The following is a 14,347-nucleotide window of genomic DNA, read 5'->3' as shown; positions in this document are numbered from 1 at the left end:
GATTCACGCAAACACCTCACACATCTGCAACACCGAGCAATCAACCTGGAACGGCCCGAAGAAATCGCCTTGGCGTTTCATCGGCGGATTACCAGCCAGCAAGCCCATGGCCTTTTCGGTTTGGATGCTGCGAGCGAGGTTGTGGTTGGCTTCAATCGACCGAGCGACAGAACCTGCCGAGGCTTGCCCGATTCCCAACAGTGAAGATCCATTGGTCATGAACGCCAGGAAGGCGATGACCCAGAGTCTGGCCCCTTTCATGCCCCTGCCACTCCCGCCACGTCTGCGTGATCGACCACGGCGTTTTGAGCGCGGTGCTCGAACTGGATGGCGGGATAAGCGACCTGGATCGGTGCTTCGAACTCGTGTTGCGATTGCGCGGTAATGCTGACGACCGCCACCAGGGCCACGTAAAAACCGATGGCCAGGTAGGCGCCGTATTTGGCAGAAGTGAGGATTGAGCTGGCCATGGTGTTCTCCGTGGGCATGTTTCAGTGCCCACAGAATCGATCAAAAAAGCCGTGATAACCACTCAAGGTTATCCATAGTAAGCATCAGCTTCATTGATCATTAAGCCAGTCTATTTCAGCCTTCGATAAAACTCATCATGCGCTCGCGCGCAGCGTCGGGCTCGCCGGGAACGGGCGTAGCTGCCGATAAAATGGGGGTCGAATAGAGGAACAGAAGTACCACGGCCAGACGCATCGCCATGCTGTCGATCCTTTTTATTAGAGAAGGAGTCAATAAGTCAGCGTCAAATTTAAACTCATGGCCATGTGATATCAAGCAATGCATTGATAGCAATATGATGCTGTCGTAAACGCGTTATGCAGGAGCGACATCACTCAGGCTTTCTCGAAGCTTTTCAGCTTGATCCGCGCAAGTGACTTCGCTCCTGCATAAAGGGTGCAGGGCTTAGCTTTCAGGCTTGGGTTTTGTGATCCAGGGCTGCGTAGAAATTGGCGCTCTGTTGCAGGTATTTCTGGGTGTAGCTCTGGGTGTGGGATTTTTTGTCGCTGATTTCAACGTTGGCGGCGGCTGGCAGAGCAACGGTGGCAGAGATGGCGGATGCGGCGATGACAGAGAAGAGATTGAAGTTCATGGCGGTATTCCTCGGATTCAGTTGGCTTGCTTGCCCGGTGGGGCCGTGAAGCAAACTTAACTGTCGAGGCAGGCGCCTTGAAATCTTTTGTAGCATTAGCAGATATCAGCGTTATTAATAGAAGGATGCAGGCCCCATCAACCGGGGCCTGCGGCCTATTGACGCACCAGGAATTTCAGATCGCTCGGGGCATCCATCGGCAGTTTCTGCACGGTTTTACCCAGCAGGCCGCTCTTGGCGTCGCGTTCGACGACGACAATCTGGTTGCTCTTCTGATTGGCGATCAGCACGAACTTGCCACTCGGGTCGAGGCTGAACTCGCGTGGGTGATCACCGTCCACCGACCGGCGTTGCAGCTCCTTGAGGTGACCGGTGGCCGGATCGATGGCAAATACCAGCAGCTGATTGGCCGTTCCGCGATTGCTGACATAGAGGAACTTGCCATCCTTCGATGCATGCAACGCCGCGGCCGCTTTGTCCGACGTCGGTTGGCCGGCTGCCAGATCGACCATTTGTGTTTGCTCAAGCTTGCCGTTCTGGTAGTCGAACACCGCAACCTGCGCACTCATTTCCATGGTCAGCCAGGCGTGCTTGCCATCCGCGCTGAACAGCAAATGCCGCGGTCCGCTGCCGGGCGGCAACTGGACCGAGGCCGGTGTCGCGGCCGTCAATGGCAGTTCCGGATTGGCCTTGGGATCGAAACGGTAGACAAAAATCCTGTCCGCGCCAAGGTCATTGGAGAACACAAATTTGCCGTCTGGCGAGGACACCGTCGAATGCACATGCGCCGACATCTGCCGCTCGGGATTGACCCGGCTGGAAGGATGACTGCTCATCTGCACGACAGTTTTGAGCTTGCCATCGGCGCCCACCGGCAACACCGCCAACGTGCCGCCCGGATCTTCAGCCACCGAGTAGTTGCTGACGAACAAATGGCTGGCATCGACGCTGAGGCTCGAATGGGTCGGCTCGTTGCCCAGGCTTTGCACCTGACTGACCAGGCTCAACTCTTGGGTCTTGGGATCGATCGCATAACTGCTGACGCGCCCGACCGGGTCTTTCTGACCCGGGCCGTTTTCGTTGACCACGAACAGGTGACGTTGATCCCGGGACGGGGTCAGCCAGGACGGGTTTTCACTGTTGACCACTTGCAGGGGTTTGGCGTCGATCTGCCCGGTGGCGCTGTCGAAATTCAGGCGGTAAATGCCCTGGCTCTGGCCGGCGGTATACGACCCCACCAGCAACTGATAATGATCGACCGGCGCGGCCTGAACGCCCATGGCGCCGATGCTGCCGGCGATCAACAGCGGCCAGAAATTACGCATCCTTTTTTTCTTCGTCATCGTCGTTTTCACCGCGGAATGCGGTCATGCACACCAACCGGTGTTCACCGGAATCACCAGTGATCAGCCAGCTTTGCAGGGTTGGATCGAAGGTTGCGGCCTCGACCTCGGCCGGGGTGAACTCCCAGTGCTTGGACACACGACCGTCGATGCATTCGATGTGCAGGTTGTCGTCTTCATCGAGAGAGAATTCAAAGGCGTGCAGCCCGTCGATTTCCACCATGTCGCAGTGTTCGAGGGTGCTGAGCAGGGTGTCGGTTGAGGCAGTCATGGCAGTCAATCTTTGAAGGGGAAAGACGCAATGATAGCTCAATGAGAGAGCGATCCAGTGCCGGTCACAAAACCCGAAGCCAACACAGAACAAATGTGGGAGCGGGCTTGCTCGCGAAAGCGGTGTGTCATTCAACAGTGATGTTGGCTGACGCACCGCTTTCGCGAGCAAGCCCGCTCCCACATTAGTTAGAGGGCCTCACGCGAAGGCTGCCCATCAACCAATCGCTGAATGCGCAGCGGATTGCCATTCTTCAACGCATCCGGCAGCAGGCTGTCGGGGTAGTTCTGGAAGCACACCGGCCGCAGGAACCGGTCAATCGCCAGCGTGCCCACCGAGGTACCACGCGCATCGGACGTCGCCGGGTACGGGCCGCCATGGACCATCGAATCGCAGACTTCCACACCGGTCGGATACCCGTTGAGCAGGATCCGGCCGACCTTCTGTTCCAGCAACGCCGTCAACTCGCCGAACTGTGTGAAGTCGTCCGGCTCGCCAATGATGGTCGCCGTCAGTTGCCCGTGCAGTCCATTCAACGCGGTGCTGAGTTGCGCCTGATCCGCCACTTCGACAAACACCGTGGTCGGGCCGAACACTTCTTCCTGCAAGACTTCATCGCCCTCGATCAACAGGCTGACATCCGCCTTGAACAACTGCGGCCGGGCCTGATTCCCTTGCTGTGGACTACCCGCCAGGTGCGTCACGCCCGGGTGCGCGAGGAGTTTTTGCAGACCTTTGCCATAGCTGCTCAGCGTCCCGGCATTGAGCATGGTTTGCGCCGGCTGATCGTTGATCAACCCCGCCACCTGCTGCACGAAGGCACTGAATTGCGGCGAGCGAATGCCCATCACCAGGCCGGGGTTGGTGCAGAACTGGCCACAGCCTTGGACCACCGACGCCGTCAGGTCACGGGCCACGGTTTCAGCGCGAGCTTCAAGCGCCTGCGGCAAGACGATCACCGGGTTGATGCTCGACATCTCGGCGAACACCGGGATCGGCTGCGCACGGGCTGCGGCCATGTCGCACAGCGCTCGGCCGCCCTTGAGCGAACCGGTAAATCCGACTGCCCGGATTGCCGGATGCTTGACCAGCGCTTCACCGACCCCGCCGCCGTAAATCATGTTGAACACACCGGCCGGCATGCCGGTTTTTTCGGCGGCACGGATGATCGCATCGGCAACCTGCTCCGCCGTCGCCATATGACCACTGTGGGCCTTGAACACCACCGGGCAACCGGCGGCCAGGGCTGAAGCGGTGTCGCCACCCGCCGTGGAAAACGCCAATGGAAAGTTGCTGGCGCCAAACACCGCGACCGGTCCGAGCCCGATGCGGTACTGACGCAAATCGGGACGCGGCAACGGCTTGCGATCCGGTAACGCCTGATCGATCCGCGCATCATGGAAATCACCGCGACGCAGGACCTTGGCGAACAGGCGCATCTGACCGCTGGTGCGACCGCGTTCGCCTTGAATGCGTGCGGCCGGCAATGCAGTTTCGCGGCAGACCACGGCGACAAAGTCATCGCCCAACGCGTCCAGTTCATCGGCAATGGCATCGAGAAATTGCGCGCGGCGTTCGGCGCTCAGACTGCGATAGGCCGGGTAAGCGACAGCAGCGGCCTTGGCCGCAGCATCGACCTCTTCAGGTGTGGCCTGGAGGAAATCGTGAGGCAACGCTTCGCCGGTGCTGGCGTCGATGCTCTGGAGTTTGACGGTGCCGGCCGCACTGCGCTGGCCGCCGATGTAGTTGTGACCGAGAATTCGGGTCATGGTTTTTTCCTTCAAAGAGTGCCGATGGTGCCGGGCTCGAACACCGCGTCGACCGGTGCGATACCGTTGATCAACGGTGCACCGAACTCGGCCTGACTGATCTCGAACACGTCACCCGGCTGGGTGCGAATGCCGTCGGCAAAGGACAGGGTCGCGGTGCCGAAGAAGTGAATGTGCACGTCCCCCGGACGCAGGAACTGGCTGTACTTGAAATGGTGGTATTCGAGGTTTTCCAGGCTGTGGCACATGTTGGCCTCGCCGCTGAGAAATTCGTTCTGCCACAGCACTTCACCGTTACGCAAAATGCGACTGGTGCCTGCCAGATGCTCCGGTAGTTCACCGACCCGAAGTTCCGGGCCATAACTGCAGCTGCGCAATTTCGAGTGAGCCAGGTACAGGTAATTCTTGCGTTCCATGACGTGGTCGGAGAACTCGTTGCCCACTGCAAAACCGAGGCGGTACGGCTTGCCGTCGTGACCGATGACGTAGAGGCCGCTGAGCTCGGGCTCTTCACCGGCGTCTTCGGCAAAGGGTGGCAGCGGGAACGGATGGCCAGGGCGCACGACGATGCTGCCGTCACCTTTATAGAACCACTCTGGCTGTACGCCGGCCTGCCCCGCTGCCGGTTTACCACCCTCCACGCCCCATTTGAAAATGCGCATGGTGTCGGTCATCGCCGCTTCGTCGCCGGCTTGCTGATGCATCTTGTCCCGCGCCGAAGCGCTGCCCAAATGGGTCAGGCCGGTGCCGCTGACAAGCATGTGCGCCGGGTCCGGATGGTCCAGCGGCGGCAGGATGCGCAGTTGGGCCAGCAGTTCTGCATAGTCATGGCTGATGCCCAGGCCGAGGGTTTGCACCTGTTGCTCAAGATTGACGCCCGCCTCGATCGCCGCCAACGCCAGATCGCGCACCGTGCGTGCATCCTGTACTTCGTGCACCAGACCGTTTTCGACCACGCCAACCCGACGCTCGCCGCTAATCAATTCAAACTGAACCAGACGCATGGATTTTCTCCTGTAAACAAAATTCGAAAACACCGCCGATCACGTGTGGGAGCGGGCTTGCTCGCGAAGGCGGCCTGACATTCAATATCTGTGGTGACTGACCCACCGCTTTCGCGAGCAAGCCCGCTCCCACACTCGATCGGCGGTAAGTCTTCAGGTGCGGGTGGCGCCACGCGCACTGGCCGCAAACTGATCGGCCGGCAGCACATGCTTGCGCTCCAGCAACCGATAAACCACACCCGTCAAAATCAGCCCGAACACCATCACCCCCGACAGGAAATACAACCCCGACGCCAGGTTCCCGGTGTATTCCTTCAACGCACCAATCACGAACGGCCCGATGTAGCCGCCGAGGTTGCCCACCGAGTTGATCAGCGCAATCCCCGCCGCCGCGCTCGCGCCGGCGAAGAACCGGCCCGGCAAGGTCCAGAACACCGCCGTGCAGGAGAACAATGCGAACGCCACCAGACACAAGGCCGCCAGTTGCAGCACCGGCACCGTCAGCCACGCGCTGAGGAACAGGCCGATGGCACCCAGCACATACAGCACCGCCAGGTGGCCATAGCGATCATTCAAGCGGTCGGAACTGCGCGGGATGATCAGCAAGCCGATGATGCCGAAAATGTACGGCACCGATGACACGAAACCGGTCACCAGGTCGGTGCCGCCGAACTGTTTGATCAGCGTCGGCAACCAAAGGCCCAGACCATAGATGCTCAGGGTCACTGGCAGATAAAACAGCGCCAGCAGCAATACGCGCTTGTCCTTGAGCGCATGCAATGGATTGCCGTGTCGGGTCTGGCCGTACTCCTCCAGATCTTTTTTCAGCTCGCCGGCCAGCCAGTCCTTCTCGGGCTGATCCATCCATTTCACCTGTTGCGGTCCATCCGGCAGCCAACGCAGCACCGGCCATGTCAGCAGGATCGCCGGGGCGCCAATGACGATGAACAGCCACTGCCAGCCATGCAGACCCAGAATGCCGTCCATGCCCAGCAGACCGCCGGACACCGGGCCGGTGATCAGCATGGCGATCGGTTGGGAAAGGATAAACAGGCCAAGGATCTTGCCGCGATGGCGAACCGGGAACCATTGGGTGATGTAGTACAGAACGCCCGGGAAGAACCCGGCTTCGGCGGCACCCAGCAGAAAGCGCATCACGTAAAAGCTGTGCGGCCCCTGCACGAACGCCATGCCGATCGTGATGGCGCCCCAGGTGACCATGATCCGCGCGAACCAGCGTCGCGCGCCGAAGCGTTCGAGCATCAGGTTGCTGGGGATTTCCAGCAGGAAGTAACCAATGAAGAACAGCCCGGCACCGAGGCCGTAAGCCGCATCGCCGATACCGATGTCGGCGCCCATGTGCAGCTTGGCGAAGCCTACGGCGGAGCGATCCACATAGGCGATGAGGTATAGCAGGATCAGGAAGGGAATCAGTTTCAGCGTGATGCGACGTATAAGCCGCAGTTCCTGGCTCATGAGATCGGTCTCCGATTGTTGTTGTTATAGAACCTCGGGGGACGCCTCTCGCGGAAAACCGCCAGGGCCATCCCTCCGTTGGACACGACTATATAGTAATACTATTTAAGCAAGCAACACTTCCAAAGCGGCGAATTTGCGCTTATGTTACACCTCAGCTCGCACACAATAGTCATACAATAAGAGAATCGATCATGTCTGATAAGAAACCCACCCTGCGCTCCGCCCAATGGTTTGGCACGGCCGACAAGAACGGCTTCATGTACCGCAGCTGGATGAAGAATCAGGGCATCGCCGACCACCAGTTCCACGGCAAGCCGATCATCGGTATCTGCAACACCTGGTCGGAACTCACCCCGTGCAACGCGCATTTCCGTCAGATTGCCGAGCACGTCAAACGCGGCGTGATCGAGGCCGGTGGTTTCCCGGTGGAATTCCCGGTGTTCTCCAACGGTGAGTCGAACCTGCGCCCGACCGCCATGCTCACCCGCAACCTGGCGAGCATGGACGTTGAAGAAGCCATTCGCGGCAACCCGATCGATGGCGTGGTGCTGCTGACCGGTTGCGACAAAACCACCCCGGCCTTGTTGATGGGCGCTGCCAGTTGCGACGTGCCGGCGATCGTTGTCACCGGCGGGCCGATGCTCAATGGCAAACACAAGGGCCAGGACATTGGCTCGGGCACCGTGGTCTGGCAGCTCAGCGAACAAGTGAAAGCGGGCACCATTTCCATCGATGACTTCCTCGCGGCCGAGGGCGGCATGTCCCGTTCCGCCGGCACTTGCAACACCATGGGCACCGCATCGACCATGGCGTGCATGGCCGAAGCACTCGGCACTTCCCTGCCCCATAACGCGGCGATCCCAGCCGTGGATGCGCGTCGTTATGTGTTGGCGCACATGTCCGGCATGCGCGCGGTAGAGATGGTTCGCGAAGACTTGCGACTGTCGAAGATCCTGACTAAAGAAGCGTTCGAAAACGCCATTCGGGTGAACGCAGCCATTGGCGGTTCGACCAATGCTGTGATCCATTTGAAAGCCATCGCCGGGCGTATCGGTGTCGAACTGGACCTGGACGACTGGACCCGCATCGGTCGCGGCATGCCGACCATCGTCGACCTGCAACCCTCCGGACGCTTCCTGATGGAAGAGTTCTACTACGCCGGCGGCCTGCCTGCGGTGCTGCGTCGCCTCGGCGAAGCCAACCTGATTCCCAATCCGAATGCCTTGACCGTCAACGGCAAGACCCTCGGCGAAAACACCAAGGACGCGCCGATCTACGGCCAGGATGAAGTGATCCGCACCCTCGATAATCCGATCCGCGCCGACGGCGGAATCTGCGTGTTGCGTGGCAACCTGGCGCCGCTCGGTGCCGTGCTCAAACCATCCGCCGCCAGTGCCGAATTGATGCAGCATCGCGGTCGTGCAGTGGTGTTCGAAAACTTCGACATGTACAAGGCACGGATCAATGATCCCGAACTGGACGTCGATGCCAACTCGATTCTGGTGATGAAGAACTGTGGGCCGAAGGGTTATCCGGGCATGGCCGAAGTCGGCAACATGGGCTTGCCGGCCAAACTGCTGGCGCAAGGCGTGACTGATATGGTGCGGATTTCCGATGCGCGCATGAGCGGCACGGCCTATGGCACCGTGGTGTTGCATGTCGCACCGGAAGCGGCGGCCGGCGGTCCTTTGGCGACCGTGAAGGAAGGGGACTGGATCGAGCTCGATTGCGCTAACGGGCGCTTGCACCTGGACATTCCGGATGCGGAACTGGCAGCGCGCATGGCCGATCTGCAACCGCCGCAAAACCTGATCGTCGGCGGCTATCGCCAGCTGTATATCGACCATGTATTGCAGGCGGACCAAGGCTGCGATTTCGACTTCCTGGTCGGTTGCCGCGGCTCCGAAGTACCGCGCCACTCTCACTGACCCCGCAACCTCTGCAGGAGCCGGCTTGCTGGCGATAGCGGTGGGTCAGTCGACACATCTATCGCCTAAAAGGACGCCATCGCCAGCCAGCCGGCTCCTACAATTGATCTTCATAGAGTTCAGGATTGCTTGCTCTGGCGACCGTCCTCGCCGCGCCTGCTATCATGCGCAGCACCTCCCCCGCACAGGATCGCGCCGTTCCCCATGGATTACCGCAAACCCTCCGACCGCAAAAGCATGCACTCGCGCATTGTCCAGGAACTGGGCATGCAGATCGTTTCGGGGCGCTTCAAACCGGACGACAAGCTGCCCGCCGAAGCCCTGTTGTGCGAGGAATACGCGGTCAGCCGGCCGGTGCTGCGCGAAGCCACTCGTGTGTTGGTCGCCAAAGGCTTGGTGTATTCCCGTCCGCGAGTGGGCACAGTGGTCAAGCAGCGCAAGGAATGGCACATGCTCGACCCGGATGTGCTGCACTGGCTGATGCAAAGCAGCCCGCAGAATCAGTTCTTCGATTTGCTGACCAGTGTGCGCAGTATCATCGAACCGGCAGCGGCGGCCCTCGCCGCGCAGTTTGCCACCGACGCGGACATCGCCTCCATCGGCGAAGCCTACCAACGCATGGAAGCCGCGCCGACGCCTGAAGCGCTGTTGCAACCAGACCTGGATTTCCACAGCCGAATCGCCGATGCGACGCACAATGACTTGCTGGCGAACCTGTGCAACATGTTGTCGGTAGCGATTGCCGAAGCGTTGAAGCATTCCAACCAGCGGCCGAACCTGCATGAATTGGCGTTACCACGGCACAAGGCGATTCTCACCGCAATCGAGAACCGCGACGCACTGGGTGCGCGGCATGCGACGCTGGTGCAGCTGGATGATGCGCGCAGTGCGCTGAATGTCGTGCTCGGAACCGATCCTTCGTAACCCCCCCCTGTAGGAGCCGGCTTGCTGGCGATGGTGTGTCAGCCACATTGATGTCGACTGACACACCATCGCCAGCAAGCCGTCTCCTGCAAAGGGTTGTGTGAAGCATCAGATGCAAAAAAGCCGCAACCCCGGGGTTGCGGCTTTTTTATTTCAGCCAAAGATCAGTGAGCAAACAACGAGTTGCCCTTCTGCCCCGCCAGCTTCTCCGGCTTGATCAGGAACCGTGCAAGCGCTGGCAACAGCCACAGCGCGCCGAACATGTTCCAGAGCAGCATGAAGGTCAGCATCAGGCCCATGTCGGCCTGGAACTTGATGGCCGAGAAGATCCAGGTGCACACGCCGATGGCCAGGCACAGACCGGTGAACAACACGGCTTTACCCGTGGATTTCAAGGTCTGGTAATAGGCTTCCTGCAACGGCAGGCCAGCACGCAGGAAACTTTCCAGGCGGCTGTAGATGTAGATCCCGTAGTCCACGCCAATCCCCACACCCAGAGCCACCACCGGCAAGGTCGCGACTTTCACGCCGATGCCCATGAAGGCCATCAGGGCGTTACCGAGCACCGAGGTCAGCACCAGTGGCAACACGATGCACAAGGTCGCCGCCCAGGAACGGAAGGTGATCATGCACATGGTCGCAACGCAGATGTAGACGAGGATCAGGATGGTCAGCTCGGATTCCTTGATCACCTCGTTGGTGGCCGCCTCGATGCCGGCATTACCGGCGGCAAGGATGAATTCCAGGCCTTCCTTGTTGTTCTCCTTGGCGAAGTCCTGCACGGCATGGACTGCGCGATCAAGCGTTGCAGCCTTGTGATCGTTTAGGAACACCAGAACCGGTGCCAGGGAGCAACTGTTGTTGTACAAACCATCAGCCCGGGCAATGGAGTTGTTCAGCACGTCCGGGTTGCGCGACAGGGTTTCCCATTTCAGGTTGCCCTCGTTCATGCCCTTGATCATCTGCTTGGACACGGTCACCAGCGAGATCGCCGACTGCACGCCCTCGGTGTTCTGCATCTTCCACATCAGCTCGTCGATCGGCGCCATGGCTTCGTAGCGCGAGCAACCTTCGGACTTGGTCTTGACCATCACCACCAATACATCGGAGCTGGTGGAGTAGTTACTGATGATGAAGTTGTTGTCCTTGTTATAGCGCGAGTCCGGACGCAACTCAGGAGCACCCTGGTCGAGGTCGCCGATCTTCAGGTTCTGGCTGTACCAGAGGCCGCCACCGAAGGCCAGCAAGGCCAGGATGATCGAGACCGGTGCGACTTTCGGGCTGGCAAAGTTCGACAACAGGCGCCAGAACGGGTGTTCACGGTGTGCGTCTTTCTTGCTGCGCTCGACGGCGCGTTTGCTGATGCCGACGTAGGAAATGGCGACTGGGAGCAGGATCAGGTTGGTGAACACGATCACCGCCACGCCGATGGAAGCGCCGATGGCCAGTTCGCGGATCACACCGATATCGATGATCAGCAACGTGATGAAACCCACCGCATCCGCAAGGATCGCGATCATCCCCGGCAGGAACAACTGGCGGAAGGTGCGTCGCGCGGCGGTCAGCGCGTTGTCGGCTTCACTGGACTGCAACGCGATGCCGTTGATCTTCTGCACGCCGTGGGAAATACCGATGGCGAAGATCAGGAACGGCACCAGCATCGAGTACGGATCAAGCCCGAAGCCGAAGAAGTGCATCAAACCGAGCTGCCAGACCACCGCCACCAACGTCGTGCTCAACACCGCCACGGTGCTGCGCATGCAGTTGGTGAACCAGTACAGCAGGATCAGCGTGATGACGAAGGCGACGCCGAAGAACATTACCACCATGACCAGACCATCGATCAGGTCGCCGACTTTCTTGGCGAAACCGACGATGTGGATCTGCACGTTGGGGTTTTGTTTTTCAAACTTGTCGCGGATCTTTTCTTCCAGCTCGTGGGAGAACTTGCGGTAGTCGAGGGCCAGCAGTGTGCCCTGGTCCTGCGGGTCCGGGTAGGACTCCAGCAACGGGATATCGACGATGCTCGACTTGAAGTCATTGGCCACCAGGCGCCCGACCTGTCCGGACTTGAGTACGTTGTTGCGCAGCAGATCGAGGCTTTGCTGGGAACCGTTGTAGCTCTGCGGGATCACTTCACCACCCGCGAAGCCCTCCTCCGTGACCTCGGTCCAGCGGACGCTCGGACTCCACAGCGACTTGAGGCCGGAACGATCGACGCCGGAGATATAGAACACCTCGTCGTTGATCTGGCGCAGGGTCTCCATGTACTCCTTGGAGAAGATGTCGCCATCGGTGGCTTCCACCGAGATCCGCACGGTGTTGCCCAGGTTCGCCAGATCGTTGCGGTGCTCCATCATCTTCTGAATGAACGGATGCTCGAGCGGGATCATTTTTTCGAAACTGGTGGACGGGCGGATCAGTGTCGCCTGCCAGAACAGGAAAATACTCACCAGCAGGCAGATCACAATCACTGCCGGTCGGTTGTTGAAGATCAGACGCTCAAGAAACGTCGCCTTGTCTTGGTGATGGCTGCTCAAGGATGTCATAGACCCGCCTTCTTATTATTTGCCCGGCTCATTTGGACGACCCGTTTTTTCCATTCTCTGCGCCGGCACCGGTTGGCGAGGTGACGCGAACGCCGCCCTGTCCTGCCAGGATCAGATTGCCGTTGCCTGCATCGGTGACCGCCGCGACGGAAATACGGTCCGGGCGGTTGAACACGCTGAAGGTTTCGCCATTATCGTCGCTGCGGATGACGCTGCCACCGTTGCCGACGATCACGATGGCGCCGTCGTCGAGCAACGTTGCACCGGACAGACCAAACTCCAGAGCACCGCGGGCCGCTTTCAGCTCGACCGGTTCCCAGGTGCTGCCGAAATCGGTGGAGCGAAACAGGTTGCCGCGCAGACCGTAGACCAGCAGCGTGTTGGGTTGAGCGGTGCCGATCACGCCGAACAGCGAACCTTCGTATGGGCCTTCCAGCTTTTCCCAGGTCTGGCCCCAGTCGGCGGAGCGGAACATGCTGCCCTGCTCGCCGACGATGAACAGCCCGGCATCCTTGATCGCGGCAATGCCGTTGAGGTGGTACTGGTCTTCGTTGTCGAGGCGATCGCTGGCGTCTTCCCAGTTTTTACCGCCATCGGTGGTGGCCAGCAGCGCGCCGTAAGCGCCCACGGCAAAGCCGCTGTTGGCGTCCTGGAACCAGACGTCGAGCAGCGGCGATTCGCGTTTCAGATCTTCAAATTGCTTGGTCCATGTGACGCCGCCGTCCTCGCTGGCGAGGATCTGTGCATCATGACCGACGGCCCAGCCGTGCTTGTCGTCGACAAAATAAACCGAGGTCAGCAGTTGCCGGGTCGGCACCTTGGCCTGGGTCCAGGTCGCGCCCTGGTCATCGGAATACAGAATGTGCCCGCGATCGCCGACCGCCACCAGGCGCTTGCCGGCGTGCACGACATCGAGCATCAGGCTTTTGCTGGCCTTGGCGGATTCAACGGAATAGACAACGTCAGATGCTGGCGCCGCGGCGGCCAGCACAGGTGCCGACAACACGGCACAGCCCAACAGCGAGAGCGCTGTAGCCAGCAACGCGAATTTGCGCAGTGCCGGCGGGCGGCAGGTACCCACACCCATGACAGGCTCACTCATAGACCTTCCCCCATTATTATTGTTAGGTCGTTCAACCTTTCAGGGCGCCGTTAGGGGTGCTCATCGGGATTGGATGGTTAGGAGCATAGTCCTGAAACCCGCAATCCAGAGCCCCTTCGGAAGCTGGCTTATCCTATCGGTGTTTGGAAAGGTCTGACAATCGACGCCACGTTATGTTTTGTTAACCTGGAGGGGATGGGGGGTTTTCTGAATGGTGGGGTATCAGGTGGGGTGATTTGGGTTTGGTGGTTGGTGGTTGGTGGTTGGTGTACATATCCGTTGCTGCGGTAATGGCTGCTATGGGTTCCGCTCTTACAGCGGGTTACTTGGAGAAACGCCAAGTAACCAAGCGCTTTTGCCCCTTTCGTTCGGTGCCTCGCTATGGCTCGGCATGCCCTCCTTCCGGTCCTGCTCCGTGGGCCCGCCGCCATCGGCCATCCATGGCCGGGGGCGGCTAACCCGGCATCCTTGCCGGGTTGCCCACTGCGCAAAACCTCCACTCGGCCTCACGAGGGGGCGACCACCGCCACAGCACCCGAGGCGGCCTGCGGGCCGGCCTGGGCGTCAAGCGGGCGCGCTTCGCTGACTTGATCGTTCACATCCCTCTGGAAGCAACCCCGATGAATGTGGGCTTGCTCGCGAAGGCGTCCAGTCAGTCGACATCAATGCTGAATGCCAGTCCGCATTCGCGAGCAAGTCGAATCGTCGCACCGCAGCTCCCACAGTTGGATTTTGGGTGGGCATAAGGTTGGTGTTCGCCGCCGATGGCCTTGACGGAAAACAGGTCGGCTACCAGGCCGCCTCGCTTTGGCTATTGATCTGGCTTTTGATCTTGATCTGCCCCGTCGGAAGGCCAAGCGCAGGTTCTGCGCAGTG

At 59.8% G+C, this 14,347-nt stretch carries 13 protein-coding genes; 2 read left to right on the top strand and 11 right to left on the bottom strand.

Annotated elements, in window-relative coordinates:
* Positions 1-3 precede the first annotated feature (3 nt).
* From FBY04_RS14060 to FBY04_RS14020, 9 genes are all read right to left on the bottom strand, one after another.
* Entirely contained in the window at positions 4-261 is a 258-nt protein-coding gene (locus FBY04_RS14060) for a hypothetical protein (RefSeq protein ID WP_084320626.1), read from the bottom strand.
* Positions 258-470 carry a hypothetical protein gene (locus FBY04_RS14055; protein ID WP_084320625.1) on the bottom strand — a complete coding sequence of 71 codons (213 nt, stop codon included), beginning with the start codon at positions 468-470 and terminating at the stop codon, positions 258-260. The genes FBY04_RS14060 and FBY04_RS14055 overlap by 4 nt, the downstream gene beginning before the upstream one ends.
* Positions 471-585: 115 nt before the next feature.
* Entirely contained in the window at positions 586-711 is a 126-nt protein-coding gene (locus tag FBY04_RS32740; RefSeq protein WP_008030104.1) for a hypothetical protein, read from the bottom strand.
* 211 nt (positions 712-922) lie between these two features.
* Positions 923-1,102, bottom strand: coding sequence for a hypothetical protein (locus FBY04_RS14050; RefSeq protein WP_084320624.1), 180 nt, complete (start codon positions 1,100-1,102; stop codon positions 923-925).
* Positions 1,103-1,257: 155 nt separating this feature from the next.
* Entirely contained in the window at positions 1,258-2,427 is a 1,170-nt protein-coding gene (locus tag FBY04_RS14045) for a lactonase family protein (RefSeq protein ID WP_145315571.1), read from the bottom strand.
* Positions 2,420-2,716 carry a DUF5629 family protein gene (locus FBY04_RS14040; RefSeq protein ID WP_084320622.1) on the bottom strand — a complete coding sequence of 99 codons (297 nt, stop codon included), beginning with the start codon at positions 2,714-2,716 and terminating at the stop codon, positions 2,420-2,422. Before FBY04_RS14040 ends, FBY04_RS14045 begins: the two co-directional genes overlap by 8 nt.
* 188 nt (positions 2,717-2,904) lie before the next feature.
* Positions 2,905-4,485, bottom strand: a complete 1,581-nt coding sequence (locus FBY04_RS14035) for an aldehyde dehydrogenase (NADP(+)) (RefSeq protein WP_145315570.1) — start codon at positions 4,483-4,485, stop codon at positions 2,905-2,907.
* Positions 4,486-4,496: 11 nt separating this feature from the next.
* A complete protein-coding gene (araD1, locus tag FBY04_RS14030) occupies positions 4,497-5,489 on the bottom strand; it encodes an AraD1 family protein (protein ID WP_145315569.1) in 993 nt (330 codons plus the stop codon).
* Between the two features lie 153 nt (positions 5,490-5,642).
* Positions 5,643-6,965: an MFS transporter gene (locus tag FBY04_RS14020; RefSeq protein ID WP_084320619.1), complete on the bottom strand. Its 1,323-nt coding sequence runs from the start codon at positions 6,963-6,965 to the stop codon at positions 5,643-5,645.
* Positions 6,966-7,159: 194 nt separating this feature from the next.
* Between FBY04_RS14020 and FBY04_RS14015 the strand changes: the two genes are divergently transcribed.
* Together FBY04_RS14015 and FBY04_RS14010 are read left to right on the top strand one after the other, a co-directional pair.
* Positions 7,160-8,896, top strand: coding sequence for an IlvD/Edd family dehydratase (locus FBY04_RS14015; protein ID WP_084320618.1), 1,737 nt, complete (start codon positions 7,160-7,162; stop codon positions 8,894-8,896).
* Positions 8,897-9,100: 204 nt separating this feature from the next.
* The gene (locus FBY04_RS14010) at positions 9,101-9,820 is read left to right on the top strand and encodes a FadR/GntR family transcriptional regulator (RefSeq protein ID WP_084320617.1); all 720 of its coding nucleotides are present in this window, start codon (positions 9,101-9,103) and stop codon (positions 9,818-9,820) included.
* Between the two features lie 164 nt (positions 9,821-9,984).
* Here FBY04_RS14010 and FBY04_RS14005 read toward each other — a convergent pair whose 3' ends face one another.
* Together FBY04_RS14005 and FBY04_RS14000 are read right to left on the bottom strand one after the other, a co-directional pair.
* Positions 9,985-12,369, bottom strand: coding sequence for an RND family transporter (locus FBY04_RS14005; RefSeq protein WP_145315568.1), 2,385 nt, complete (start codon positions 12,367-12,369; stop codon positions 9,985-9,987).
* A gap of 28 nt (positions 12,370-12,397) precedes the next feature.
* Positions 12,398-13,471, bottom strand: coding sequence for a YCF48-related protein (locus tag FBY04_RS14000; RefSeq protein ID WP_145315567.1), 1,074 nt, complete (start codon positions 13,469-13,471; stop codon positions 12,398-12,400).
* Positions 13,472-14,347 lie beyond the last annotated feature (876 nt).

This window comes from Pseudomonas sp. SJZ080 (assembly GCF_007828295.1).
GTDB lineage: Bacteria > Pseudomonadota > Gammaproteobacteria > Pseudomonadales > Pseudomonadaceae > Aquipseudomonas > Aquipseudomonas migulae_A.
This window is presented reverse-complemented; position numbering and strand designations above follow the sequence as displayed.